The organism is Methylobacterium thuringiense (genome assembly GCF_022179645.1).
GTDB lineage: Bacteria > Pseudomonadota > Alphaproteobacteria > Rhizobiales > Beijerinckiaceae > Methylobacterium > Methylobacterium thuringiense.
In genome coordinates this window covers 250,391-276,584 of the sequence record NZ_BPRA01000002.1, presented here as the reverse complement: position 1 = coordinate 276,584, position 26,194 = coordinate 250,391, and the positions used below count along the sequence as shown (strand labels likewise).

Sequence of the window (26,194 nt, the reverse complement as noted above, 5' to 3'; positions counted from 1 at the left end):
GGGGATGCGCGCCCGTGTCGGAGAGATGGAGGAAACGGCTGCCGATCCCGCCCGCTGGGGCGATGCCGTCGTCGCGCGGCGCGACGTGCCGACGAGCTATCATCTCGCGGTCGTGCTCGACGACGACGCCCAGGGCATCACCCACGTGGTCCGCGGCGAGGATCTGAGGGCGGCGACCGATCTGCATGTCCTGCTGCAGCGGCTGCTCGGGCTATCGACGCCGGCCTATCACCACCACCGGCTGCTGCTGGCCGAGAACGGCGAGAAGCTGGCCAAGTCGCGCGGGTCGGAGTCCCTCGGCGATCTGCGCGCGCGGGGCGCGACGGCGGCAGAGATCCGACAGCGGCTCGGGTTCTGATGCCGTTCGGCCACCGGCGCAGGCGCCTCAGCGCATCGCATCCCGCTGCGCCATCGCGGTCGCGCTCTTCGACTTCTGCATCGTCGCCTCGATCTGGTCGCGCTGGCGCTTGAACTCGGCGAGCAGGCGGCCGTCGAGCTCGCGGCCGCGGGGGACGCGGATCTTCAGCGGGTCGACGAAGTGGCCGTTGATGATCACCTCGTAGTGCAGGTGCGGGCCGGTGGAGAGCCCGGTGGAGCCGACATAGCCGATCACCTGGCCCTGCTTCACCCGGGCGCCCTGCGTCACGCCTCGGGCGAAGCGGGACATGTGGTTGTAGGTGGTGACGTAGCCGTTGATGTGCTGGATTTCGACGCGCTGGCCGTAGCCCGAATCCCACTGCGCCTTGATAACCGTGCCGTTGCCCGCGGCGACGATCGGTGTGCCGATCGGGTTCGCCCAGTCGATGCCGGTGTGAAGCTTGGCGTAGCCGAGCACCGGGTGGCGGCGGTAACCGAAGCCGGAGCGCATGATGCCGTCGGCGATGGGCTTGCGGATCAGGAATTTCTTCAGCGAGCGGCCCTGGTCGTCGAGGAAGTCGACGGCGCCGTCGTCGGGTGACTGGAAGCGGTAGATCTTGCGGGTCTCGCCGCCGAGGTTGAGCGCGGCGTAGAGCAGTTCCGGTTTCTCGCCGGCGCTCGGGCCGGCATCCTCGTCGTAGCTGTAGAAGACGTCGAGGCCGTCGCCGGACGAGATCCGGCGCTGGAAGTCGACGTCGTAGCTGAACACCCGCACGATGTCGTCGACGGCCGAGCGCGGCAGCTCGTGCCGGGCGGCCGTCTCGTAGAGGCTCTGGTAGAGGCGCGGGCCGGAGCCGCTCTCTTCCTCGTCGTCATCGTCCTCGGAGGAATTGGCCTGAGGCTGCGGCTTGCCGCCCAGAGTCTCGTCCGTCGGGGGCGCAACCGAGACGAAGCTGCCCCGGTCGTTCATCGCGGCGATCGCCTCGACGCCCTTCTCTCCGTAGAGCACCACGCGGGTGACGCGGCGGGCGTCGCCGGGCTTCGGGCCGGGGGCGATCTGCACGCGGAACTGCTGGCCTTCGATCAGGGCCGCCGTCTTCGTCTTGCCGCCGAGCGCCGCGACGACCGCGCGGATGGCGTCGTCGGTGGTGAGCCCGGTGGCCTTGAGCACGGTCTCGAGTGTGTCTCCGCGCTTGAGCGCGAGGTCTCGCTCCTCGACGAGGGCCGACTCGCCACCCTTCAGCTCGACCTTGCCGAGGTTGGTGACGTTCTCGGGCACCACGAGCACCTCGATCGACTTGAACGGGCTCGCATCCTTGGCCTCAACCTCGGTGCCGAACTTGGCCGAACCCGGCTGCAGCGTGCGCGAGAGCATGATCTGCGGCGCGAGCGGAAGCGCCGTGCGCCGGCCGGCCTCCGCCGTCAGGCGGCGCTCTTCCTCGACCTGCGCCGTCACGTCGTCGTCGGTGAGCGCGGGCGCACTCGCATCCATCGGCAGGTCGGTCAGGTCGCGCTTGACCACGCTGACTTCGCCGCCGGGGCCGTCGCCGCCGGCCGCACTGGTGTCGGCGTAGCGCTCCTGCGAGTCGTCCGAGGTGATCTTCAGCGGGTCGAAGCGCGGGATGTCGGTGGCGAACACCCCCGTCTGCATCGACAGCGCGGTCGAGACGCGCACGAACGGCTTCACCTTGATGATCTCGCGGTCGCCGAGCCGGACCGTCACAGGCGTCCGAAAGCTCTGCTTGGCCGAAGCGATCATCAGGTTGCGTACGAGCCGGTCGCCCTTGCGCGCCACGTTGACGCCGTCCTCGCCGACCTCACGCTTCGACGACACGGTGACTCGCTCGGGGATCGCCGCGTGGGAGATGTCGCTGCGGAGCGAAACCTGGATCGCCCCTCCGATCAGGCAGGCGCCGGTGATGCCGGTCAGCGCGCTGGCGCAAAGCCAGCGCAGGTTCACGTCGCGGCGGTCGACCTGCGTCGCCTCGGCCCCGGCCATGTCGAGCGGCGGCTCGATGCCGCGCTCGAACAGGCGCGAGGGGCGCCCTGGCGACGATCCGCGCGCTTCACCGATCTTGAGCCGCTCGCGGGTCACCGGCGTACCATGGGCAAAGGTCTCGGACTCCGGGCCGGCCTGTCATGCGACGAAGCCCATCCCCTGCGGAGGCAGGGCCATCGGAACGGGCGCAAGGCGTCCCTCATCGTGTCGAAGCCCAGCGTGTCGAGATTGAGGCGTCGGGCGCCCGACATGACGATCCGCACCGGTTCCTCAGGGACCCTGCGGCGGCTGCCGGATCGTCCCTGTTCCTCAAACCATCTACCATGGATTGCGCGCAATGGGGGCGACCCGGTGCTGTCACACGCATGCGACACCGCATGTCTTCCACAATGCAGCGCCCTGCGCCGGCATTGACGACTTGTCGTTGTACAGCCTAGCTGGGTCCCGACGGTTCCCGAAAGGGATCAAAAGGGAACGCGGTGAGGGACTTGTCCCAATGCCGCGGCTGCCCCCGCAACTGTAAGCGGCGAGCCTTCCGCCACCGATGTCACTGGGTTCCTCGACCCGGGAAGACGGATGGAAGGCAGTGACCCGCGAGCCAGGAGACCTGCCGTCAGTCGTGGTCACACGCGAAACGCGTCGGGCGGGGTGCTCCGGCGGGTGTCGAAGCACGCGGCTGCGTTCCGTGTGGTGAGGCCTCGTTCGCGGTGACGTGCCACAGACGTCGCCCGAGGCTCGTTTTCCGTGTCCCATCGCTCTCCCACCGCGCTTCGGCGCGCTCTCCGGTCGTGCGTCGGCCTCTCGCTGCTCGCGGCTTCGCCGGCCCTGGCTCAGCAGACCGCCGCGCCTTTCACCCGCACCGCGCCGGATACGGCGACGAGCCTCGAAGAGATCTCGGTCAGCGCCACCGGCGTACCGACGCCGACCTCGCAGATCGGTTCGAGCGTGACCGTGCTCACGGCCGAGACCCTGCAGCAGCAACAGCGGCGCACCGTCCCGGACGCGCTTCAGCAGGTGCCGGGCCTCAATGTCGTGCAGACCGGCGGACCCGGGGGCCAGACCTCGGTGTTCATTCGCGGCGCGAACGCGAACCAGACCAAAGTCCTGATCGACGGCATCGACGCCACCGATCCGTCGACGCCCAACGGCGCCTTCGATTTCGGCCAGCTCCTGACCGACGATCTCTCGCGGATCGAGGTCTTGCGCGGACCGCAGAGCGGCCTCTACGGCGCGGACGCCATCGGCGGCGTGATCTCCTTCGTCACCACGCGCGGCGAGGGGCCGACCCGGATCACGACCCGCGTCGAGGGTGGCTCGTTCGGCACCTTCAATCAGTTCGGCCGCATCAGCGGCGCGGAGGACGGTTTCGACTATTCGGTGTCGATCCAGCACCTGCGTGCGGCGGAGACGCCGGTCACGCCCCGCGACCTCGCAGCGCCGGGCTTCAAGCGCTATCCGAACTACTACGACAACACGACCGTCTCGGCGAAGCTCGGATACCAGTTCACCGACGACTTCCGCATCAACTCCATCACGCGCTTCACCGACGCGACGCTTCGGTTCAACACCGACAACTACGAGTTCTTCCCGACCGTGCTCTTCGGCACGATCCGCAACGAGCAGACGTATCAGCAGCTCTTCACCCGCAACGAGGCCGAGTGGACGCCGTCCGCCGGTTTTCACAACATCTTCGCGATCAACTACTCGAACCAATTCCGGGACAACGAGACGCAGATCTACGATCCGCTCAACCCCCTCGCGACGACGAATACCGGCGAGCGCACGCGCTACGAATACCGTGGCGACTACCTGTTCGCACCCGGTAACCTTCTGCTGTTCGGCGCGCAGCGCGACGAGGAGCGCCTGCGCAATCTCGACCTCAATCCGTTCGGCACCGGCGATCTGAAGGCGCAGAACGGCAACACCGCCGGCTATGTCGAGGCGCAGCTGACGCCGTTCGAGCGCGCCAGCATCGTGGCCAACATCCGCCACGACGAGAACGATGCGTTCGGTCCCGCCACGACGTTCCGCGTCGCGCCGAGCTACATCCTGCCCTATACGGAGACCCGCATCAAAGGCAGCGTCGGCAGCGGCTTCAAGACGCCGACCCTGTATCAGCTCTTCGTCAGCATTCCGGCCTTCGGACAGATCGCCAACCCCGACCTGAGGCCGGAGGAGAGCCTGGGCTACGATGCCGGCTTCGAGCAGCCGATCGGGCCGAACGTGCTCGTCGGCGCGACCTACTATCAGAACGACTTCGTGAACCTGATCAACACCGCCTTCCTGCCGATGCGCCAGTTCCAGTTCGTGAACGTCGGCAGGGCCGAATCCTACGGGGCTGAAGCCTTCGCCGCCTTCAAGCTCACCGACACCTGGTCGGCCCGGATCGACTATACGAACACGGTCAGCAAGGACGAGATCGCCAACCAGGAATTGCTGCGCCGGCCACGCCACAAAGGCAGCCTCACCACCTCCTGGACTCCGCTGCCCGGCCTGGCCGTCAGCGGCACGGTAATCGTGCTCGGCCACTTCGTCGACGGCAACCGCGACTTCTCGATCTCGCGGCTCAAGAATCCCGGCTTCACCATCGTGAACCTCGCCGTGAACTACGACGTCAACGAGACGGTCACCGTGTTCGGCCGCGTCGATAACCTGTTCGACCGCCGCTACGAAAACCCCACCGGTTTCCTCGGGCCGGGACTCGCGGTGTATGGCGGCGTGCGTGTGAGTACGTTCTGAGCGCCATGCGGACCCAAAAACTCCTTCGCCCGCTCGTCGTGGCGGCGTGCCTCGCTGCCGGCGGCGTCGTGGCGGAAGAGGCCGCGCCGGCGCGTCCGGCGCGGATCGTCTCGATGAACCTCTGTGCCGACGAGCTGGTCCTGCGCCTCGCCGACCGCGATCAGATCGCGGCCGTGACTTGGCTCGCCCGCGATCCACGCGGCTCGACGGTCGCCGCCGAGGCCGCTGGCGTTCCGCCGACCCGCGGTCTCTCCGAGGAGATCGTCGCGCTGAGGCCCGACCTCGTCATCGCGGGAGCCTTCACCACGCGCACGGCCGTCGGGCTCCTGAAGCGGATCGGCTTTCCGCTGCTCGAACTCGGCGTGCCGTCTGATTTCGAGGGCGTGCGCGCCCAGATCCGCGCCGTCGCCAGGGCTGTCGGGCATCCGCAACGCGGGGAGGCGATGATCACGGTGTTCGACGCAAGGCTGGCAACGGTAGCCGCGGCCGGCGACGGGCCTCGCCTGCGTGCCCTGGTGATGCGCCCCAACGCTTTCACGGTCGCGCCCGGCAGCCTCGGCGATGCGATCATCCGCGCCGCCGGCCTCGTCAACGTCGCCGCCGAGATCGGCCGCGACCGTTCGGGCCAGGTTCCTCTCGAGGCGGCGGCCTTCGCCGATTTCGATCTCATCGTGCTCGACGAGGGCGAGAACCGAACACCCTCGCTCGCCGACACGGTGCTGCATCACCCGGTCCTGAGCGCCTTCCGCCGTGAAGGACGTACGGTCTCGATCCCGAACAGGCTGTGGAGTTGTCCGGGGCCGCAGGTGGCCGAGGTGGTCGAGCGGTTGGCTCAAGCCGCTCGCAGGCGGACAGCATCGCAATGAACGCCCCGCTACCCCCACCTGTTATCGCCCGGCAAACTCGCCCCGGCCGCTGGCTCGTTCCGGTCCTCGCTCTCCTTGTCGCCGCCCTCACAGCCGCCTCCGTCACCATCGGCTACGCCGCCTTCGACGTGCCGGCCGCGTTCGGTGACTGGTTTGCCGGGCGCACCACCCTGCCGGCGCTGGTGCTCTGGGAACTGCGTATTCCGCGCGCCCTGCTCGGCGCGCTCGTCGGCTTCAGCCTCGGCCTGACCGGGGCGGTGATGCAGGGCTATCTACGCAATCCCCTCGCCGATCCCGGCATCCTCGGTATCTCTTCCACTGCGGCGTTTGGCGCTGTGGTGGTGTTTTATGGCGGTCTCGCCGGTTCTCTCAGCCTCGCCCTGCCGATCGGCGGGATCGCCGGAGCTGCCGGCGCGGCGCTGGCGATCAATCTGCTGGCGATGCGCGGTACCGGCACGCTCGGCCTGATCCTGGCCGGCGTCGGTCTGTCGAGCCTCGCCGGGGCCATGACCGCGCTGGCGCTGAACCTCGCCCCGAACCCCTACGCCGCCCTGGAAATCGTCTTCTGGCTGATGGGCTCGCTCAGCGACCGCAGCATGGACCATGTCTGGCTCTGCCTGCCGCTGATGGCGCTCGGATGGCTGATGATGCTCACCACCGGCCAGGCGCTCGATGCGCTCTCGCTCGGCGAGGACACCGCCGCGAGCCTCGGCTTCGATCTCGTCTCGGTGCGGCTGCGTATCGTCACCGGGGCCGCGCTGGCGGTCGGCAGCGGCGTCGCGGTGAGCGGCGCCATCGGCTTCGTCGGGCTCGTGGTGCCCCATCTCGTGCGCCCGCTCGTCGGCGCGCGGCCCTCGGCGAGCCTGTGGCCGAGCGGGCTCGCTGGCGCGGCGCTGGTGCTTGCCGCCGATATCGCCGTGCGCCTGCTGCCGACGCGGCCCGAACTGAAGCTCGGCGTCGTCACGGCACTGGTCGGCGCGCCGTTCCTGATCGGCCTCCTCTTCCATCATCGGGGGAGGGGCTGATGCGCCTCGGCGTGCAGGGGGGCGTGGTCCGCATCGGCGCGCGCACGATTCTCGACAACGTGACGTTGAGCGTCGGCGCGGGCGAGTTCGTCGGCCTCGTCGGTCCGAACGGGGCCGGTAAGACGACGCTGCTGCGCCTGCTCGCCGGCCTGATTGTGCCCAGTGCCGGCCGGGTCGTCCTCGACGGGCGTCCGCTCGGCACCGTCAGCCGTGACGAGCGCGCTCGCCGGGTCGCAGCCTTCTTCCACGGGGCCGGCATCGGCTGGCCGATGCGGGTGCGCGAGATCGTGGCGCTCGGCCGCCTGCCGCATCGCCGCGCTTTCGCCGGCGAGGATGCCGCTGATCAGGCTGCGATCGCGCGAGCGATGGCGCTGACGCAGATCGGCCACCTCGCCGACCGGGTCGAGCCGACGCTCTCGTCCGGCGAGCGCATGCGGGTGCTGCTCGCTCGTGCGCTCGCGGTCGAGGCGGAGATGCTGCTCGCCGACGAGCCGATCACCGCCCTCGACCCGGCTCACCAGCTCGACGCGATGGCGATGCTACGAACGGTCAGCCATGCCGGAGCTGGGGTGATCGCCGTGTTGCACGACCTGACCCTCGCCGCGCGGTTCTGCGACCGGCTCGTCGTCATGAGCGAAGGCCGTATCGTCGCCGACGCTCCGCCCGCCGCAGCGCTCGACGACGGTCTGCTGCATCGCGTGTTCGGCGTCGCCGCCCAGCGCGGAACCCATGCCGACGGTGGCGCATACATCCTACCCTGGGCCCGCTCGCAACAATCAACGGGAGAGACACGCCCATGACGATCGCCACCGCCAAGGAGATGGACGAGGTTCGCGCCGTCGAGGCGTTGCTAAGGCAGAGCCTTGCCGATCCCGACACCGCCTGGAGCGTCGGCAGCTTCGGCGCCATCGCCGAGTTCATGCGCGACCCGGACGAGCAGACGACCGAACTCGCTGATGGCCGGCTTGGCGCCTATACCTCCCGCGGCGCGGTGGCCTTCACACCGATACCGGGCCTGCGTCCGGTCGCCTACGAGACCGCGATCAACTCGGGCTGGAACCACGCCATCGCCCTCTGCCTGCCGGAGGCGGCGTGCGCCATGACGCGCCGCACGGTGGTCACGGAACTCGGCCCCGACAAGGACGCGGCGCGCGACGAGGACCGCGACGCGATCCTGTTCGATCTCGGCCTCGGCCTGCTCGCGGTCGACGCCTGCGTGCGCTCGGCCGACCCGGAGGTGATTGCCTGCCTGCGCGCCGGCACCGGCAAGCCGGTCTTCGACCACGCTAACCCGATCGGCCCGCGCCTCGTCGAATTCAGTCCCAACCGCGTCTTCGTCGGCCGTGCCGGCCGCGTCGAGGTATTTCAGCCGATCCCGCCCGCCGACGGCAAGAGTCCGGAGGGGCCGCATACCCACGTGATGCCGAAGCTGCTCAAGGGCGGCCGAACCCACGCCGCCACCACGCCGATCCCGGAAGGCTTCGTGCCCTTCGCCGCGATCCACCCGGCCCATCCCTACAAGGACGCGCTGGGCCAGCGCATCCCGTTCCTGCAGGAACGCGTCGACGCGTTCCAGGCCCTGCTCGACCGCTGGGGCGACCCGGAACTCGTCGCCGTGAAGCGCCGTGTCACCGAGGGGGGCGACCCGGACGCGATCGGTCCAGGCCGCCATATCCAGGCCGCCCGGCGCGTGGCCGAGAACCAGGCGCGCTATCGACGCGGCGAGGTGATGGAGATCGCAGCGGACGAAGAGGAGCCGGATGCGGGTTGAGAGACGGTTCCGAGTACGACGGCCCTGCCATCCCCCACGCCCCTCATGCTGAGGCGCTCGCGGAGCGAGCCTTCGAAGCACGGCTGACGGTCCTGCAGGCCCGTGCGACGTCGTCGGAAGTTCAGGCGGCGACCGGGACAGGCGGCCGCCGTGTTTCGAGGCCCGCTGCGCGTACACCTCAGCATGAGGATCGTGGTTTATGCCAGGTCCGTTGGATCCGAGATCGATGGTCATTGAAGGCAAAAATGGAGGCTCGGGTGCCATGACAGAGACCGGTTCCATCACCATCCGCCCGGCCAAGTCCTCCGATCGCGATGCCATTCTCGCCATACTCCATCCGATCGTCCGCGCCGGCGACACCTACGCGCTGCCGAGCACCTGGAGCGGCGAGGCGATCCTCGCCTACTGGATGGCACCGGCCCATCGCGTCCTGGTGGCGGAGATGGACGGCCATGCGCTCGGCACCTGCTACATCCGCCCGAACCAGCTCGGCGGGGGCGGCCATGTCGCCAATGCCGGCTACGCGACGCATCGGGATGCCGCCGGCCGGGGCATCGCCCGTGCGTTGGCGGAACGCTCGTTCGCCGTGGCGCGGGAGGCCGGCTTCACGGCGATGCAGTTCAACTTCGTGGTGGCGAGCAACACCCGCGCCGTCGTCCTGTGGCGCTCCCTCGACTTCGCCGAGGTCGGCCGGCTGCCGGAGGCGTTCCGTCATCCGAGCCTTGGACTCGTCGATGCCCTGGTGATGCACCGCAGGCTGTGAGCAGCAGACGTTTCGATAGGCTTGACTTCCGCGGGGCCGCGCGATGACAGCACAGGCGGAATAGCCAGCAGGGGTGCCGATGAGCTTCGTGGTCTGCCTCGCGGCTTTGTTCTTCCTGATGGCCGTCGCCTATCGCGGGTTTTCCGTCATCCTGTTCGCGCCGGTCGCGGCGATGGGCGCGGTGCTGGTCACGGACCCGTCGGCGGTGCCGACGATCTTCACCGGCCTGTTCATGGAGAAGATGGTCGGCTTCCTGAAGCTGTATTTCCCGCTGTTCCTGCTGGGCGCGGTCTTCGGAAAGCTGATCGAGATTTCCGGCTTCGCCCGCTCCATCGTCGGCGCGGTGACGGGCATGCTCGGGCAGGGCAGGGCGGTCGCGGCCATCGTGATCGTCGGCGCGATCCTGACCTATGGCGGCGTCTCGCTCTTCGTGGCGGTGTTCGCGGTCTATCCCTTCGCGGCCGAGCTGTTTCGCCGGAGCGACATCCCGAAGCGCCTGATCCCCGGCACCATCGCGCTCGGCGCCTTCACCTTCACGATGGACACGCTGCCGGGCACGCCGCAGATCCAGAACATCATCCCAACGAGCTTCTTCAAGACGGATTCGTACGCCGCGCCCTGGCTCGGGATCATCGGATCGATTTTCGTTTTCGCCCTCGGGGTGAGCTGGCTCGAGTTTCGCCGACGCCGGGCAGCGGCGGCTGGCGAAGGCTATGGCTCCGACCATGCCGAGGAGCCGGCGGCGAGCGCGGACACAGTCACCATCCACCCTGCGGTGGCGCTGCTGCCGCTGCTGATCGTCGGGGTCGGCAACAAGCTGCTGCTCGGATGGATCACCGCCGCCTACGGCGCCGAGGCCTCGGCCGCGCTCAATCCGGAGATGGCGACGCATCCGGTCACGGTGCAGGTGAAGACGGTGGCGGCGATCTGGGCCGTCGAAGGCGCGCTGATCCTCGGCATCCTGGCCACCGTGCTCCTCGGCTTCCGCAATCTCTCCGATCGCTTCGCGGCCGGTTCGAAAGCGGCGGTGGCCGGCTCGCTGCTCGCCGGCATGAACACGGCGACCGAGTACGGTTTCGGAGCGGTCATCGCCGCCCTGCCGGGCTTCAAGGTGATCTCGGACGCGCTCTCCGCGATCCCGAACCCGCTCGTCAACGAGGCCGTGACCGTCAACGTCCTCGCCGCTGTCACCGGTTCGGCATCCGGTGGTCTCTCGATCGCGCTGGGGGCGCTCGGCGACAGGTTCGTGCAGGCGGCGCAGGCCTCGGGGATCCCGCTGGAGGTAATGCACCGTGTCGCCTCCATGGCGAGCGGCGGCATGGACACACTGCCGCATAACGGCGCGGTGATCACCCTGCTCGCCGTGACCGGCCTGACCCACCGGCAATCCTACGGCGACATCTTCGCCATCACCGTCATCAAGACGTTGGCGGTGTTCTTCGTGATCGGGGTGTACTACGCGACAGGCCTCGTGTGAGGACGGGCCGGCGGCTCCTGAAGGGGCCGGACCCATCGCGAAGAACAAGGGTTGCCGCGCAGCGTGACGACGAAACGGCGCTTCCTGACCAACGAACCGAGCCATCGCAACGCCTACGACCTCTTCGAAGGACGCTGGGCGAGCGACTTGAGCGAGATCGATCCGAGCCTTCCGGCGACGGGTTTCCCCGGCTTCCGGCACGATTCCCGGCTGCGGCAGGCCGCCGAGCATCTCGGCCGGGACGGGCGGCTCGATGGCTACGACGTGCTCGAACTCGGCCCCCTGGAAGGTGCACACACCTATCAGTTGGAGGCGCTCGGGGCTCGCAGCATCACGGCGGTCGAATCGAACTCGGATGCGTTTCTCAAGTCGCTGATCGTGAAGAACATGGCGGGCTTGAACCGCTCGACCTTCCTCCTCGGCGACGTCAGCCGCTACCTCGATACGCCCGGCCCCCGCTACGACCTGATCGTCTGCTGCGGCATCCTCTACCACATGCTCGATCCGGTGGAGCTGATACGGCTGGCCGCCGCCCGCTCCGACCGGCTGTTCATCTGGACGCATTACTTTCTCGATCAGCCGAGACTGCCCGCCATGACGGTTCGCACCGTCACGCATGACGGCCTGACGGTGCGGCTGCACGAGCTGACCTATCGGCATCGCGCGCTCGGGAAATTCCTCGGCGGCAACCAGCCGAAAACGCGCTGGATGGAGCTGCCCGAAATTCTCGCGGCGCTGGCCCATTTCGGGCTCAGCGAGACCACGGTGATCCTCGACGACCCGAACGGGCCGAACGGTCCCGCCGTCACCCTCGCTGCGAGCCGCCCGGGCGCGGCGCCGCCTTCGGCTTGACCGCTCCGGCGCGGGCTCCCTACACACAGGGAGAGGGTCGGGCCCCGTCCCGGCAACAACGACGACGGACACGATGAACGCGCCGGTAAACCCGAAGAAACTCATCAAGGGCGGCCTGCACGACTGGGAGGTCGTGATCGGCATGGAGATCCATGCCCAGGTCACCAGCCGCTCGAAGCTCTTCTCCGGCGCCTCGACGGAATTCGGCGGCGAGCCCAACGACCACGTCTCGCTGGTCGACGCGGCCATGCCCGGCATGCTGCCGGTCATCAACGAGGAATGCGTCGCACAGGCCGTACGCACCGGCCTCGGCCTCAAGGCCAAAATCAACAACCGCTCGGTCTTCGACCGGAAGAACTATTTTTATCCGGATCTGCCGCAGGGCTACCAGATCTCGCAGTTCAAGGATCCGATCGTCGGCGAGGGCGAGGTGCTGGTGGACCTCGCCGACGGCTCGACGATCACGGTCGGCGTCGAGCGGCTGCACCTGGAGCAGGATGCCGGCAAGTCGCTGCACGACCAGAACCCGACCCAGAGCTTCGTTGACCTCAACCGCTCTGGCGTCGCCCTGATGGAGATCGTCTCGCGTCCCGATCTGCGCTCGTCGGAGGAGGCCCGCGCCTACGTGACCAAGCTGCGGACCATCCTGCGCTATCTCGGCACCTGCGACGGCGACATGGAGAAAGGCTCGCTCCGCGCCGACGTGAACGTCTCGGTGCGCAAGCCCGGCGACCCGCTCGGCACGCGCTGCGAGATCAAGAACGTCAACTCAATCCGTTTCATCGGCCAAGCCATCGAAGTCGAGGCCCGCCGCCAGATCGCGATCATCGAGGACGGCGGCACCATCGACCAGGAGACCCGCCTCTACGATCCGGGCAAGGGCGAGACCCGCTCGATGCGCTCGAAGGAAGAGGCACACGACTACCGCTATTTCCCCGATCCCGACCTGCTGCCGCTCGAATTCGACCAGGCCTATGTCGACGCCCTGGCCGAGGGCTTGCCGGAACTGCCGGACGCGAAGAAGGCGCGCTTCATCGCCGATTTCGGCCTGAGCGCCTACGATGCCGGCGTGCTCGTGGCCGAGCGCTCCTCGGCCGATTACTTCGAGGCCGTGGCCCGCGCTCGCGACGGCAAAGCGGCTGCCAATTGGGTGATCAACGAGCTGTTCGGCCGCCTCAACAAGGAAGGTCTCGGTATCGAGCAGACGCCGGTCTCTGCCGAGCAGCTTGGGCAGATCGTGGACCTGATCGGCGAAGGCGTGATCTCCGGCAAGATCGCCAAGGACCTGTTCGAGGTGATCTGGACCGAGGGCGGCAACCCGCGCGAGGTCGTCGAAGCTCGCGGCATGAAGCAGGTGACGGATACCGGCGCCATCGAGGCGGCGGTCGACGACATCATCGCCAAGAACCCCGACAAGGTTCAGCAGGCCAAGGAAAAGCCGACCCTGCTCGGCTGGTTCGTCGGCCAGACCATGAAGGCCACCGGCGGCAAAGCCAACCCGGCCTCGGTGAACGCGCTGCTAAAGGCGAAGCTGGGGATCGAGTAGGCGAGCGCACAGCAAAATACGCCCGCGCAGCCAAGCTGCCGGGACGTCAGACTTAACAAGCTTCGAAATACCCGCCGCGGACGAACCGCGGCGGAAACGGCTTGAGTTGGGGCTGATGCGTGTTCGAAGTCGTACCTGATTCAGGTCGCTTCTGCGCCCCTGGAGCCGCCTCCGTCCGGTGATCCGTCGTAACGAGCCGCTCGATCTCAGGCCGAACCGGTCCCGAGATTTTCTAGGCGGCGTTCCGCTGGGGTGGAGTCATGCCCGTCTCCTTCAGCCAGATCTCGCAACGACGACGACCATCATACCGTCGTCACTCCGAGATCTTGTGCCTCGATTGCGAAGCACCTGACGAGACTGCGGCTGTAACCGAAGTCCGTCAAGCCGAAAACGCACCCAAGCTTTTGCCTATTCGGATGAAACACTGCTTTCAAAAGCCACCTGCGTTTACCGACAGAGACTTACCGCGCTGCAGCGTCGGTGAAAAACATCATGAGCCACGAAGCGAGGCCGATGAGGGCATCAGCGTTCGAGGAGCTGGTTCTTCACGAGATATTTGATCCCACGGTCGAAGGACTCGTCGGTGTCGCCGCGCAGATCGAGGCTGTAGGCCTTCTCCGGTCCGCCCGCCTTCAGGGGCTTGTAGTAGACGTTCATGTTCAGGATCAGGCTGGAGACCTTCTGCACTTCACCGACGAAGATCCCCTCGGCCCCGAGCGTCTTGCCGAAAGTGTCGGCACAGCCGCCGCAGGCCCGCAGATCCGCGGTCTTGGCGACGTCCTGCTTGACTGGGTCGGTGGAGACGAGGGTATAGCGCCCCGGATCCTTCAGGAGGGTCCGGAATTCTTCCGTGGTCCTCTGCAGCCGTACTTTGTCGTCCTCGGTGGGCGGCGTCGGCGCGCCCCTGGCGAACTGGAAATCGAAGACTGCGACCTTCTCGGGCTCGGCCTGCGCAGCTGTGGAGAGCGGCAGCATCGCTGCGATCACGGCGATGCGTTTCATCGGCGTCATGAGGATCCTCCATGCTTTTCGATGACGGACGTCTACGGTCCGTTCACGGGGCCAACGCGAGAGCCTCCCGTTCGATCATCCGAGACTCGTGAGATTGGCTCAAGGCCGGGAATGAGCGGTGCAGCGCGGCATTCCCGGTGACGAAACCGCCCGGATCTGCCAGCAGGCAGCCATGAACGCCGCTCGCGCCGCCATGGTCACGCCCGCCCACGCCCATTTCGCGTCGACCATTCCGCCGCGCTTCGCGCCGTTGCCGAGCGTCCCCAATGTCATCGTGATCGGCGCGGGCGCCGCCGGCATCGCGGCCGCACGATCCCTGGTCGAGGCCGGGTCGTCCGTCGCCGTCCTAGAGGCGCGCGACCGCGTCGGAGGTCGCGCCGTGACCACAAGCCTGCGCGGCCATCCGATCGATCTCGGCGCGCATTGGCTGCATGCCGGCCCGGTCAATCCGCTGGTCGCCCTCGGCCATGCGCGCGGCGAGCCACTTCGTAAGGCGGCGCAGGACAGTCATCTCATGGTCGGCAGGCGCCGGGCGCGGCCGGCCGAGAAGGCCGCCTTCTCCCGCGCCTTCGACATCGCCGACCGCGCGATGACGCTCGGCGCGTCGCGGTCGAACGAGGACCGGCCGGTCGGCTCGCTCGTTCCGGTGGGGCTCGGGCCTTGGCGGGACCGGATCGCGCTGGTCCACGCCCTCGTCTCCGGGCGCCCCCTCGACGAGGTCTCGCTGCACGATTGGCCGAGCCTCGAATACGGCGACAACTTTTTCGTGGGTGGCGGCTACGGCGCCTACCTCGCGCGGCTGGCTCAGGGATTGCCGATCGCGCTCGGCACGCCTGTCGGCCGCATCGACCGGTCGGGCACCGGCGTGAGCGTCGAGACCGAGGCCGGGGCGGTGCTGCGCGCCAAGGCCGTCGTCGTCACCCTTCCGATCATGGTGCTGCAGGAAAGCGTGCGCTTCACGCCGGCCCTCCCAGCCGAGATCCGCGCGTCGATCGACGGCTTCCGGTCCGGCACCTACGAACACGCCGTGCTGCACTGGCCCTCGATGCCGTTCCGGGGCCGCGACCGGCTCGCCAGCATCGTCGGCGGGCGGCATAAGCCACCGGGCTTGCTCACCCGGATCGACGGGACGCCGTTCCACTACTTCGAGATGGATGCCGGCACGGCGGAGGTGCTCGACGCCAAGGCGGAGTCCGCAGACGCCGCACGGCGCTTCGTGCGCACGGTCTTCGCCGAACATTTCGGCCACCGTGCGCTGCGAGACCTGCGCATACCGGCCGTCACCGAATGGCGGCACGATCCCTGGTCGCGCGGCTCCTGGGCCGTGGTGCCACCGGGCCACGCCGAGGCGCGAAACACGCTCAAGGCTTCGGTCGACGACAGGCTGTGGTTCGCGGGCGAGGCGCTGTCGCGCGAGCAATGGGGCACCGTCGGGGGCGCCTATGCCGAGGGCCTTCGTGCGGCCGGCGAGATCGTCGAACGGCTTGGGCTCAGTCGTGGTTGAGCCGCGCCGTATTGCCTCACCAGTGTCGCATGTCGGATCTAACCGGCCGGTCGGAATCGTGGCACGGGAGGGCGCATGAACTGGGTCGAGGCGATCGGCTATGCTGGCACCGTGCTCACCGTCGCCGCCTCGGCGATGAGCACGATGATCCCGTTGCGCATCGTGGCGCTCGTCGCGAGCTGTTTCGTGATCACCTACGGCGTGCTGATCGGCAGCATGCCGGTGGTGCTCACCGAGGCGATCCAGATCCCGTTCAACGCCTGGCGGCTCTACCAGATGGTCCGCCTCGTGCGCGACGTGGAGACGGCGGCCTCCGGCGATCTCTCCCTCGATTGGCTCAAGCCCTTCGGCACCACGCGTCGCTTCAAGGCGGGCGAGACGATTTTCCGCAAGGACGACGCGGCCGACGAGATGTTCACCATCGAGAGCGGCCGCTTCCACATCCCGGAACACGGTATCGAGCTCGGGGCCGGCAACGTGGTCGGCGAACTCGGCATGCTCTCGCCCGGCAACAGGCGCACCGGCTCGCTCGTCTGCGTCGAGGCCGGCCGTGCACTCTGCCTGCCGTATTCCGAGGTTAAGCAGCTCTACTATCAGAACCCGGAATTCGGGTTCTATTTCCTGAAGCTGACCAGCGAGCGGCTGTTCCAGCGCGCCGAAAACCCGCCTGCGGACTCGGCGGTGAAACCGCTGCCGGTCACGGCCGGTGTGCTTTGACGGCGCGGGTGCCGCTCAATCCGTCTGCCGCATGAAGCTGTCGGGCGTGCCGGTGCCGTCTGCGACGAAGCGGATGTCGCGCGGTGCCCGCCGGGGCGTGTCGACGGAGAGGAACACCATCGGCTCCTCGAGAATCTTCGGCACCGAGTGCACGACGCCGCGCTTGAACACCACGAGCTTGCCCGGCCCGACTTCCACCGGCTCATCGTCGCCGAACTTCATCAGGCAGCGGCCGGAAAGCGAGTAGAGATACTCGTCGCAGGTGGCGTGAGTGTGCGGCGGCGTCGGCTTGTAGACGCGGAAGACCCGGGCGCTGGCGGCCGCGTCGTCGGTGAAGCGGTGGTCGGCGACCATGGTGTCCGAGGTTTCGGGCAGCCGGCTGGCATATTCCGCCACGTCGAAGACGGCGTGGTCCACGCTCGACGCTTCACCCGACATCGTTTCGCTCCGCAAAAACTCGGTTTCCGATCGAACGCGCGACGGCAGCGCGCGTTCAGCGGCGCGTGCCCCAGCGCTTGCCCATGCCGCTCGCCGGCGCGGAACCCTGCCCGATGGCGGGACCGCTGGCCGTGCGCGGATGATGCGCCGAACCCTTTCCGGCGGGCTGCGGTGCGATCGAGTCCGGGATCGCCGCCTCGCTCTCGCTGCCGCGGCCGACGGCGAACTGGCCGGCCTTGCGGAAGCGCCAGAGATAGCCGGGCACCACAGCCTCGACTGCAGTCGGCACGATGCCGAACGCCGCGATGCTGCGGCCCTCGGCCTCGGCGGCATCCGAGACCACGTTGTCCGTCGCCAGCAGGATGACCTGGTCGCGGGTCAACTTGAGGAAATCGGGCATCAGGCCGAACGTCGCCGTGTTGACCAGCTCGAGCACCCGCGCCTGCAGGCGCGCCACCGGCCAGGGCATGTCGGCGACGATACGACGGCGCATGATCACTTCGAGCATATAATGGACGAAGTGCTCCAGGGTGCCGACCTCGGGGCCGCCGAGTTCGTAGACCCGGCCGCCCGCGACCTTGCCGTCGACCGCCTGGGCGATCGCCTCGGCGACATCGCCGACGAAGACCGGCTGGAACTTGGTCTGGCCGCCGGCGAGCGGCAGCACCGGCAGCATCGTGGCGAGCGTCGCGAAGCGGTTGAAGAAGCTGTCGCCGGGGCCGAAGAGCAGCGAGGGCCGGAAGATCACCGCGTCGGGCCGTGCCTTCAGCACCTCGGCCTCGCCGAGCGCCTTCGAGGCGGCATAGAGTGACTCGGAGGCCGGGTCGGCCCCGAGCGCGGACATGTGGACGACCCTGGCGCCGACCTCGGCTGCGGCGCGTGCGATCTCGCCCGCGCCCTCGGTCTGCAAATTCGAAAAGCTCTGGCTGCCGCTTTCCTGCAGGATGCCGACGAGGTTGATCACCACGTCCGCGTTCTCGACCGCCCGGCGGATCGAGGCCGGATAGCGAAGGTTCGCCTGCACGGCAACGATCTGGCCGACCCAGCCCAGCGGCTGCAGGAAGAGCGCGAGATCCGGCCGGCGCACCGCGACGCGGATGCGGTAGCCGCGCTTGGCGAGCGCCCGCACCACGTGGCGCCCGACGAAGCCGGAACCGCCGAACACGGTCACGAGCTGATCTTGCGGGCGGGTCGGAGGATCGATGCTCATCGCCGAACGAACCTGTCTCATGAAAGCGCGCTCCGCCGAGTTGGATAAAGGTTCGGCATGAGAGCGCGCGACAGAACAAAGACCTGTAGCCATGCCCGATGCAAGACGATCGGGTACGGCTTCGGCCGGCGTGACGTGACCCGAGGGCCATCATCCCGGCAGGTCGCTTCTTAGAACAGTTTCGGTTCAGCGGGGAGCGGGTTCCGCACGCGAAATCGCAGCCGGATCGCCGAAGCGCCCTTCGCGGACGAAGTGCAGCGCCTCGCGGATGACCCGGCGGTTCCACATCATCATCGGGTGCGTGGTGTGGAGAGTGATGTGGCCGCTCATGCCGGGCACGCGCGTTCGCGCCACCGTGACGCGCCCGTCATTCGGGCCCGGCAGCAGGAACAGGGACTCCAGCGGATAGAGGCTGCGGTCCGCGGCGATGATTCCGAGGGGATAATCGACCGTGCCGAGCAGCCGCGCCAAGCCCTCGCTGCGCCGCGTGACGAGTTGGGCGCCGGACGGTCCGAAGAAGCGGCGATAGGGGCGCAGGCGATGCAGGGCGTCGGCAACCTCGCTGCCGCCGTTCGGCGGCGCCAGCATCACCACGCGGCCGAGATTGCGCGGCCGATGCCGGGTGATCAGAGCGCGCGCCACAAGGCCGCCCATCGAGTGCGTCACCACGTGCAGCCGCGAGATCCGCGTCGTGAAAGTCTCGATTTCGGGGGACAGCATCCCGGCGATGACGCCGAGTGAGGCCTGCCGCGCCGGATAGTCGAGGTTGAGCGTGGCATAGCCCGCCGCGCGAAACGCCTGCTCGATCCGGCCCATCGACGCGGCGCGCCGTACCGTACCGTGCAGCAGGACGACGCCTTCCGGCGCAATCGTTTCGGATTCGGCGATCATTCACCCCTCGTTTCGGGGCAGGATACCGCGATGGCGCGCATCCGCCCATCGTTGCAGGCGAATGGACACGCGATGACGAAGGCCGAGGGGTTCGAGAAGGGCAGGGGCCTCGCCGGCTTCCTGATGCTCTTCGCGGCGCTCTACGGTGCCTACGGCGCGCTCTCGCCCTTCCTCCCGGCGTTCCTTTCCGAGCGCGGGCTCGCCCCGCAGGAGATCGCGGGTTTCTTGGCTGCCGCTACGGTCACGCGGCTGATCACCGGGCCGCTCGCCGGACGGCTCGCCGACCGGAGCGGCCGCACGCGGGGCCTGCTTGCGCTCGCCCTCGGCTGCGCCGCCGTCTGCAATCTCGCCCTGCTCGCCGGCCATGGATTTTGGCCGCTGATCGCCATCGGACTTGCCCAGGCCGTTGCCACCGCGCCCGTCGCACCACTCGCCGACGTGCTGGCGCTTGCGGCGGCACGCGGGGGCAGGGCGTTCGAATACGGCTGGGTCCGCGCCGCCGGCTCCGCCGCCTTCATCGCGGCCACGATTCTCGCGGGATTTTTGGTCGAGGCGTGGGGTAACGGGGCGGGATTGTGGGCCTGCGGCGCGGCTTTCGGGATCGCGGCATTCGCTGCAACGCGGGTCGGCGCACCATCCCACCCACACGCTCGTCCTGAAGCGTTGCAGACGAGCGGAAGCGTTGAAGGAGGGCTTCAGGGATCGCAGCGGCACCAGGAGCCCTCCGAGACTTGGCTGCGTTTCTCGGCTCAGGACACTTGCGCGGACGGGATTTTACAGGTGGACCCCGGGCCGCGCGGCTTCCTGGCGCTGGCGGCAACTCCCCGTTTCCGGCGCGTCGTAATCGTTGCCGCCCTGGTGATCGGTGCGCATGCCATGCACGACGCCTTCGGCGTCATCGTCTGGCGCGAAGCGGGAATATCCCCAGCGACGGCAGGCCTGCTCTGGTCGGAATCGGTCGCCGCCGAGATTCTGGTGTTTCTCTGGGCCGGGCCGCGGCTGCTCGCCCGGTTCGGTCCGCCTGGGACGCTTGCGCTTGCCGCGCTTGCGGGGGGCCTGCGCTGGGCCGTCCAGGGCACGACGTCATGGCTGCCGGCACTCGTCGGAATCCAGTGCCTGCATGGCCTGACCTTCGCGGCCCTTCACCTCGCCAGCCTCGCCCTGATCGAGGAGAGCGTGCCCGAACGGCTGCGTGCGACGGCGCTCACCGTCTATGGCACCTTCGGTCTCGGACTTGCCTCCGCGTTGTTGACACTCATCGCGGGCCAACTCTTCGTCACGGTCGGCATCCGGGCTTTCTGGGTGATGAGCGCGCTCAGCCTCGCCGCCGTGCCTCTGGCCTTATCGCTGCGCGTGAAGAATTGACGGCGCCGCACTGGCGGGGGAGAGCGGTGCCGGCTCTGGATCGACGGAGGTCCGGTACAAATATAGAACGATCTTGCGAGCCTGTGGTCCCGCAGCCCCCGATCCCATGCCCCAGACCGCCGACGTTCTGATCCCCTTGGCGCTCGACACCGCCTACAGCTACGCGGTGCCGGCCGGCCTCGTGCTGGCCGAAGGCGACGTCGTGCAGATTCCCCTCGGGCCGCGCGAGATCGCTGGCGTGGTCTGGGGTGTCGAGGAGCGGGCGTCGGGCGGCAGCAACCTGCGGCCGGTCACCGGCTTGATCGAGGCTCCGCCGCTGTCCGAACCGCTCCGGCGGCTCGTCGATTGGCTTGCGCGCTACACGCTGGCACCGAAGGGCTCGGCGCTCGCCATGGCGTTGCGCCTGCCCGACGAATCCGCCCGCACCGAGACCATGCGGGTCGGCGTCCGCTCCTCCGGCAAGCCGCCAGCCCGGCCGACGGCCGCGCGCGCGAAGGCGCTCGCCGTGGCCGCAGATGGGGTGGTCCGCGGCAAGAGCACGCTCGCGAAGGAAGCCGGAGTCTCGCTGAGCGTCGTCGACGGGCTGATCGACGACGGGGCGCTCGAAGCCGTGGCGCTGGTGCCGGAGCCGGTGGCGTTGCCGCCCGATCCGGATTTCTTGAGCACGGCGCATTTGTCGGAGGCGCAGGCCGAGGCGGCAAAGCAGTTGAACGCCGCGTTCGACGCTGGTCCCCCCTCTCCCCGCACGCAGGGAGAGAGCCGCGACGACATCGTTGTCGGCGCGCTAAGCCCGAAGGGCGAAGGTGAGGGGTCTTCCTCGGAGAAAACTCTTCCGGTCGCGCCTCCTCACCATCGCTCCGCTCGCCTCGCCCTCGACAAGGAGGGCTCGGCCCTCTCCCCGCGTGCGGGGAGAGGGGATGCTCACGATGCGTCGCGCACCATTCTCCTCGAAGGCGTCACCGGCTCCGGCAAGACGGAAGTCTATTTCGAGGCCGTCGCCGAATGCGTGCGCCGCGGCCGGCAGGCGCTGGTGCTGATGCCGGAGATCGCGCTGACGGCGCAGTTCCTCGATCGCTTTGCCGCGCGGTTCGGCGTGCGGCCAGCGACCTGGCATTCGGGCATCGGCGGCCGGCGCCGGGAGCGGTTGCGGGCCGGCGTTGCTGCGGGCGACGTTTCGGTGGTGGTCGGCGCGCGCTCGGCGCTGTTCCTGCCGTTCCGGCAGCTCGGCCTCATCGTCGTCGATGAGGAGCATGAGAGCGCCTACAAGCAGGAGGACGGCGTCCACTATCACGCCCGCGACATGGCGGTGGTGCGGGGCAAGCTCGAAGGCTGCCCCGTGGTGCTGGCCTCGGCGACCCCCTCGATCGAGACCCGGGTGAACGCCCAGCGCGGGCGCTACGGCCGCATCGTGCTGCCCGAGCGCTTCGGCGGCCGGCGGCTGCCCGACATCACCGCCATCGACATGCGCCTCGACAAGCCGGAACGGGGGCGCTTCCTCGCGCCGCCGATGGTGGCGGCGGTGAAGAAAGCCGTGGCCGACGGCGAGCAGGCGCTGCTGTTCCTCAACCGTCGCGGCTACGCGCCACTGACGCTCTGCAGCGCCTGCGGACATCGCTACCAGTGCCGCAACTGCTCGACCTGGCTCGTGGAGCACCGCTTCCGCAAGGCGCTGGTCTGTCACCATTGCGGCTACACCGAGCGCAAGCCCGAGGCCTGCGTCGAATGCGGCGCCTTCGACCACCTGACCCCCTGCGGCCCCGGCGTGGAGCGCATCGCCGAGGAGGCGGCTGAACTGTTTCCTGACAAGCGCATCATCGTGCTGTCGAGCGACTTTCCGGGCGGCACCGAGCGGTTGAGGCAGGAGCTGGAGGCGGTCGCTGCCGGCGAATGCGACATCGTCATCGGCACGCAGCTCGTCGCCAAGGGCCACAACTTCCCGCACCTGACGCTGGTCGGCGTGCTCGATGCCGATATCGGCCTGACTTCGGGCGATCCGCGCGCGGCCGAGCGAACGTTTCAGCTCCTGCAGCAGGTGACGGGTCGGGCCGGGCGCGGCGAGCGGCCGGGCCGGGCGCTGGTCCAGACCTTCCAGCCCGACCATCCGGTCATCGCGGCCCTGCTCTCGGGTGACGCCGAACGCTTCTACGAGGAGGAAATCGCGCAACGTGAGAATGCCGGGCTGCCGCCGTTCGGCCGGCTCGCTGCGCTGATCGTGTCCGCTGCCGAGCGCGAGGTCGCAGAGGCGCACGGGCAGGCCATGGCGCGGGTGGCCGACCCGCCGGCCGGGATCATGGTGCTCGGTCCGGCCGAGGCGCCGTTGGCCCTGATCCGCGGGCGCTACCGATTCCGGCTGCTCGTAAAAACCGATCGGGCCATCGACATCCAGAGCTATCTGCGCGATTGGCTTGGGCGGAGCCCGAAGCCCCGCGGCAACGTCAAGGTTGCAATCGACGTGGATCCGCAGAGCTTCCTGTAGCGGATGGCAGCGTTTCTGCGTGCAGAGGCCGCCTCACATCGCAAGGAGCGCTAAGACCGTGCTGACCTACGAAAGAAAGCCCAAATCCGACTACGGCGAGATCGTCGTCGACGGGAAGATCAGTGACGAGGAGATGAACTCCGCCATCGAGAAGATGAAGGCCGACCTGGAAAAGGGCGGCAAGCTCAAGCTTCTCGAAGACATCCGCGCCTTCGAAGGCATGGAGCCGGCGGCATTCTTCAAGGATCCGCGCTTCGGCATCTCGATGATGAAGGGCGTCAGCCATGTCGCGCTCGTCACCGACGCGCAGTGGTTGAAGGTGGTGGCCGAGACCTTCAGCTTCGTCTCGCCGACGCAGATCAAGGTCTTCGATCGCGCCAGGATCGACGAGGCGCGCGCCTGGCTCTCGGCGTCCTGATCCATCACTTCGACGAGCCGGGTCCCGGCTCGTCAACCCGAAGGATCAATCGGCCAGCGCGGTGCGCGTGGTCTGGCGGCGCGCCGTCCAGCGGCCGGAGCAGAGCGAGGACACCTTCCAGGTGCCGGAGCCGCTCTGGATCTGCAACCGGCCCGAGGCTGAGCCGTTCGCCGCGCTCGTTGCGACGTTGAGGCCGACGGCGCCGTCCCGGCCGACACGCCCGGTCACCGTGGTGCTGCCGCTCGCGGCCCGCGCCATCGGGCGAACCTGCCCGTCCTGCACGGAGAGCGAGTAGCTGTAGCGCGCATCGCAGAGCGCGCCGCTTTCCGTCACCAGCTCCACCGACCAGTTGCCGTCGTAATTCGCCCCGTCGCGTGCTCCCGCCGGGATGGCCATGTGCGAGGTCAGGCCGGCAGCGAGGGCGAACGTGAGGGCGAGCTTCGACATGCGTCATCCATCCGAGAGGTCGGGGGACCCGAAGCAGCGGCCTGCTTCGAACCGGGGAGTATTGAGATGGGCCGAGTATGCGCAGTGAAGCGGCGAGAATGTGACCTGAAGAAGCTCTACCATAGGATCGCGGTCAATAACGGCCAAGTTTCATCCGCTCGTCTTCACAGCCAAAAACGTTTTCCCTAAGCTCCTGTCTCTGTTCTGAATTGCGTTTAAAAATTCGAATCATTCGTATTTGAACGATCTAAGTTTTCAATCCCGCCAAATACTCCAAAATTTACAAACGCTCGGGCGTCACGTTCGAGCGCGCCTTCTCGGACCCACTCGGCCATCGGCAAAAAAAACCCGCGCCAACCGAGGTTGGGCGGGTGAGACAAGGTCTCGCGTTCCTCGGAGGAGGACGCATGATGTGAACGGCTCGGCTCGCGATATTAATCCGGGCTTCGGCTTGCCAGCGCGCGGGCGAGGGCCACGAAGCCCTCGACGGAGATTTCCTCCGCACGCGCCGTCTCCGGCAGACCCGTCGACGCGAGGAGCCGGCCCGAGTCGGGCGTGGCGGCCTTCAGGCTCTGGCGCAGCATCTTGCGGCGCTGGCCGAAGGCGGCGCGGGTGATCGTTTCCAGCGACTTGATCGAACAGGACAGGGGCTCGGGCCGCGGCACGATCGAGACCACGCTCGACGTCACCTTCGGCGGCGGCACGAAGGCCGAGGCCGCAACGTCGAACAGGATCTCGGCCTCGGCGCGCCAGCCGCAGAGCACGCCGAGGCGCCCGTAATTGGCACGGTCGCCGGTGTCGGCGACGATGCGTTCGGCGACCTCCCGCTGGAACATTAGCACGGCGCGGTCCCACCAGGGCGGCCATACCGCGTCCGTGAGCCAGCCGGTGAGGAGCGTCGTGCCGACGTTGTAGGGCAGGTTCGCGACGATCCGCGCCGGTCCGTCCCCGATCCACGGACGCGGGTCGAAGCCGACGGCATCGGCGTCGATCACCTCCAACCGCCCCGGATAATGGGCGGCGATCTCGGCGAGCGCCGGCAGGGCGCGCGGATCGCGCTCGATCGCGACGACCTTCCCGGCACCCTCCGCCAGCAACGCCCGGGTCAGGCCGCCGGGGCCGGGCCCGACCTCGACAACGGTGACGCCGTCGAGCGGTCCGGCGGCCCGCGCGATGCGGCCGGTCAGGTTGAGGTCGAACAGGAAGTTCTGGCCGAGCGATTTCTTGGGCTCGAGCCCGTGTCGCTTCACCACCTCGCGAAGCGGCGGAAGGCCGTCCGATGCAAGCTCGCTCATGACCGGTTCGCCAGGCGGTGGGCGAGGCGGAGCGCCGCGATCAAGCTGTCGGGCCGGGCGATGCCCTGGCCGGCGATGTCGAACGCGGTGCCGTGGTCCGGCGAGGTCCGGATGAAGGGCAGGCCGAGGGTAACGTTGACGCCGTCGTCGAAGGCGATCGTCTTGATCGGGATCAGGGCTTGATCGTGGGTCGGCGTCAGCGCGACGTCGTAGGTGGCTCGCGCGCGCTCGTGGAACAGCGTGTCGGCCGGCAACGGCCCGCGGATATCGATGCCCTCGGAGCGCAGCCTCGCGACCGCGGGAGCGAGCACGTCGCGATCCTCGCTGCCCATGGTGCCGGCCTCACCCGCATGCGGGTTCAGGCCGGCCAGGACGAGGCGCGGATTCGCGAGGCCGAAGCGCTCCCTCAGGCCGGCGGCGACGATCCGCGCGGTGCGCTCGACGAGATCCTGGGTGAGCAGGTCCGGCACGCGGCGCAAAGCCACGTGGATCGTGATCGGCACCACGGCGAGGCTCTCGCTCCAGAGCATCATCACCGGAAGCGGCGCCACGCCTCCGGGGCCGGCGGCCAGCGCCGCCAGGAATTCGGTGTGGCCGGGATGGGCGAAGCCGACCTGCGTCAGGACGAACTTGGCGATCGGGTTGGTGACGACGGCCGAGGCGCGGCCGGACCGCACCAGATCGACCGCCGCCGTGATCGATTCGATGATCGCGCCCGCATTGGCCGGGCTTGGCGCGCCGGGCGTCGCGGCGACCCGTGCGCCGCTCGGCAGCGGCCAGACCGGCAAGGCTTTCGGAAAGACCTCGACGGCCGATTCCGGTTCGACCTCGGCGACCGGCACGAACAGTCCGAGCCGGTTCGCCGTGGCCTCCAGGAATTCCGGGTCGCCGATCATCAGGAAGGGCGGCACGCCCCGCGCGATGCGCGCGCGCCATGCGGCGAGGGCGATTTCGGGGCCGATCCCGGCCGGATCGCCGAGGGTGAGCGCCAGCGGTGTGTCGTCGGTCATGATCCGGCGACGCCTAC

The 26,194-nt window shown here is 68.4% G+C and carries 23 protein-coding genes and 1 riboswitch; of the genes, 15 read left to right on the top strand and 8 right to left on the bottom strand.

Going from position 1 to position 26,194, the window contains the following annotated elements:
* A partial coding sequence (locus tag MFF07_RS03365; protein WP_238230661.1) for a glutamate--tRNA ligase family protein occupies positions 1 to 358 on the top strand: 358 nt, incomplete at its 5' end.
* A gap of 27 nt (positions 359 to 385) precedes the next feature.
* Here the strand turns inward: MFF07_RS03365 and MFF07_RS03360 are convergent.
* On the bottom strand, positions 386 to 2,452 hold the full coding sequence (locus MFF07_RS03360) for a M23 family metallopeptidase (RefSeq protein WP_147818108.1): 2,067 nt from the start codon (positions 2,450 to 2,452) through the stop codon (positions 386 to 388).
* A 335-nt stretch (positions 2,453 to 2,787) separates the two neighbouring features.
* Positions 2,788 to 2,985, top strand: a riboswitch (cobalamin riboswitch).
* A gap of 115 nt (positions 2,986 to 3,100) precedes the next feature.
* Between MFF07_RS03360 and MFF07_RS03355 the strand changes: the two genes are divergently transcribed.
* The 9 genes from MFF07_RS03355 to gatB all read left to right on the top strand — a co-directional run bounded on the left by MFF07_RS03355 (position 3,101) and on the right by gatB (position 13,395).
* Complete coding sequence (locus MFF07_RS03355; RefSeq protein WP_147818107.1) at positions 3,101 to 5,095, top strand: TonB-dependent receptor plug domain-containing protein; 1,995 nt, start codon at positions 3,101 to 3,103, stop codon at positions 5,093 to 5,095.
* Between the two features lie 5 nt (positions 5,096 to 5,100).
* On the top strand, positions 5,101 to 5,961 hold the full coding sequence (locus tag MFF07_RS03350; RefSeq protein WP_147818106.1) for an ABC transporter substrate-binding protein: 861 nt from the start codon (positions 5,101 to 5,103) through the stop codon (positions 5,959 to 5,961).
* A complete protein-coding gene (locus MFF07_RS03345) occupies positions 5,958 to 6,986 on the top strand; it encodes a FecCD family ABC transporter permease (protein WP_238230660.1) in 1,029 nt (342 codons plus the stop codon). The genes MFF07_RS03350 and MFF07_RS03345 overlap by 4 nt, the downstream gene beginning before the upstream one ends.
* Positions 6,986 to 7,786, top strand: coding sequence for an ABC transporter ATP-binding protein (locus MFF07_RS03340; RefSeq protein ID WP_147815112.1), 801 nt, complete (start codon positions 6,986 to 6,988; stop codon positions 7,784 to 7,786). The genes MFF07_RS03345 and MFF07_RS03340 overlap by 1 nt, the downstream gene beginning before the upstream one ends.
* On the top strand, positions 7,783 to 8,757 hold the full coding sequence (locus MFF07_RS03335) for a DUF6925 family protein (protein ID WP_238230659.1): 975 nt from the start codon (positions 7,783 to 7,785) through the stop codon (positions 8,755 to 8,757). The genes MFF07_RS03340 and MFF07_RS03335 overlap by 4 nt, the downstream gene beginning before the upstream one ends.
* 262 nt (positions 8,758 to 9,019) lie before the next feature.
* The gene (locus MFF07_RS03330) at positions 9,020 to 9,520 is read left to right on the top strand and encodes a GNAT family N-acetyltransferase (protein ID WP_238230658.1); all 501 of its coding nucleotides are present in this window, start codon (positions 9,020 to 9,022) and stop codon (positions 9,518 to 9,520) included.
* A gap of 79 nt (positions 9,521 to 9,599) precedes the next feature.
* Entirely contained in the window at positions 9,600 to 10,997 is a 1,398-nt protein-coding gene (locus tag MFF07_RS03325; RefSeq protein ID WP_147815108.1) for a GntP family permease, read from the top strand.
* Positions 10,998 to 11,060: 63 nt separating this feature from the next.
* Positions 11,061 to 11,849, top strand: coding sequence for a class I SAM-dependent methyltransferase (locus tag MFF07_RS03320; protein WP_147815154.1), 789 nt, complete (start codon positions 11,061 to 11,063; stop codon positions 11,847 to 11,849).
* Between the two features lie 73 nt (positions 11,850 to 11,922).
* Positions 11,923 to 13,395, top strand: coding sequence for an Asp-tRNA(Asn)/Glu-tRNA(Gln) amidotransferase subunit GatB (gene gatB / locus MFF07_RS03315; RefSeq protein WP_147815106.1), 1,473 nt, complete (start codon positions 11,923 to 11,925; stop codon positions 13,393 to 13,395).
* 522 nt (positions 13,396 to 13,917) lie between these two features.
* On the opposite strand, the gene MFF07_RS03310 is transcribed toward gatB, so the two are convergent.
* Positions 13,918 to 14,406, bottom strand: coding sequence for a DUF3280 domain-containing protein (locus MFF07_RS03310; protein ID WP_238230656.1), 489 nt, complete (start codon positions 14,404 to 14,406; stop codon positions 13,918 to 13,920).
* 172 nt (positions 14,407 to 14,578) lie between these two features.
* Between MFF07_RS03310 and MFF07_RS03305 the strand changes: the two genes are divergently transcribed.
* Both MFF07_RS03305 and MFF07_RS03300 read left to right on the top strand, forming a co-directional pair.
* Positions 14,579 to 15,910, top strand: a complete 1,332-nt coding sequence (locus MFF07_RS03305; RefSeq protein WP_373322229.1) for a flavin monoamine oxidase family protein — start codon at positions 14,579 to 14,581, stop codon at positions 15,908 to 15,910.
* Between the two features lie 75 nt (positions 15,911 to 15,985).
* Positions 15,986 to 16,627, top strand: coding sequence for a cyclic nucleotide-binding domain-containing protein (locus MFF07_RS03300; RefSeq protein WP_147815104.1), 642 nt, complete (start codon positions 15,986 to 15,988; stop codon positions 16,625 to 16,627).
* A 15-nt stretch (positions 16,628 to 16,642) separates the two neighbouring features.
* Here the strand turns inward: MFF07_RS03300 and MFF07_RS03295 are convergent, their stop codons facing one another.
* The 3 genes from MFF07_RS03295 to MFF07_RS03285 all read right to left on the bottom strand — a co-directional run bounded on the left by MFF07_RS03295 (position 16,643) and on the right by MFF07_RS03285 (position 19,166).
* A complete protein-coding gene (locus MFF07_RS03295) occupies positions 16,643 to 17,065 on the bottom strand; it encodes a cupin domain-containing protein (RefSeq protein WP_147815103.1) in 423 nt (140 codons plus the stop codon).
* Between the two features lie 55 nt (positions 17,066 to 17,120).
* Positions 17,121 to 18,296: a complex I NDUFA9 subunit family protein gene (locus MFF07_RS03290; RefSeq protein ID WP_238230654.1), complete on the bottom strand. Its 1,176-nt coding sequence runs from the start codon at positions 18,294 to 18,296 to the stop codon at positions 17,121 to 17,123.
* Between the two features lie 165 nt (positions 18,297 to 18,461).
* Positions 18,462 to 19,166, bottom strand: coding sequence for an esterase/lipase family protein (locus tag MFF07_RS03285; protein ID WP_147815101.1), 705 nt, complete (start codon positions 19,164 to 19,166; stop codon positions 18,462 to 18,464).
* Between the two features lie 72 nt (positions 19,167 to 19,238).
* Between MFF07_RS03285 and MFF07_RS03280 the strand changes: the two genes are divergently transcribed.
* The 3 genes from MFF07_RS03280 (at position 19,239) to MFF07_RS03270 (ending at position 23,425) form a co-directional block, all read left to right on the top strand.
* Positions 19,239 to 20,531 (top strand): MFS transporter, encoded by a 1,293-nt coding sequence (locus tag MFF07_RS03280; protein WP_147815146.1) that lies wholly within the window; start codon positions 19,239 to 19,241, stop codon positions 20,529 to 20,531.
* 106 nt (positions 20,532 to 20,637) lie between these two features.
* Positions 20,638 to 23,007, top strand: a complete 2,370-nt coding sequence (locus MFF07_RS03275) for a primosomal protein N' (RefSeq protein WP_147815099.1) — start codon at positions 20,638 to 20,640, stop codon at positions 23,005 to 23,007.
* A 58-nt stretch (positions 23,008 to 23,065) separates the two neighbouring features.
* Positions 23,066 to 23,425, top strand: a complete 360-nt coding sequence (locus tag MFF07_RS03270) for a SpoIIAA family protein (protein WP_238230651.1) — start codon at positions 23,066 to 23,068, stop codon at positions 23,423 to 23,425.
* A 45-nt stretch (positions 23,426 to 23,470) separates the two neighbouring features.
* Here MFF07_RS03270 and MFF07_RS03265 read toward each other — a convergent pair whose 3' ends face one another.
* From MFF07_RS03265 to pdxA, 3 genes are all read right to left on the bottom strand, one after another.
* Positions 23,471 to 23,872, bottom strand: a complete 402-nt coding sequence (locus MFF07_RS03265; protein ID WP_147815095.1) for a hypothetical protein — start codon at positions 23,870 to 23,872, stop codon at positions 23,471 to 23,473.
* 434 nt (positions 23,873 to 24,306) lie between these two features.
* Positions 24,307 to 25,167 carry a 16S rRNA (adenine(1518)-N(6)/adenine(1519)-N(6))-dimethyltransferase RsmA gene (gene rsmA, locus MFF07_RS03260; protein ID WP_147815093.1) on the bottom strand — a complete coding sequence of 287 codons (861 nt, stop codon included), beginning with the start codon at positions 25,165 to 25,167 and terminating at the stop codon, positions 24,307 to 24,309.
* Positions 25,164 to 26,180 (bottom strand): 4-hydroxythreonine-4-phosphate dehydrogenase PdxA, encoded by a 1,017-nt coding sequence (gene pdxA / locus MFF07_RS03255; RefSeq protein ID WP_147815091.1) that lies wholly within the window; start codon positions 26,178 to 26,180, stop codon positions 25,164 to 25,166. Before pdxA ends, rsmA begins: the two co-directional genes overlap by 4 nt.
* Between the last annotated feature and the right edge of the window lie 14 nt (positions 26,181 to 26,194).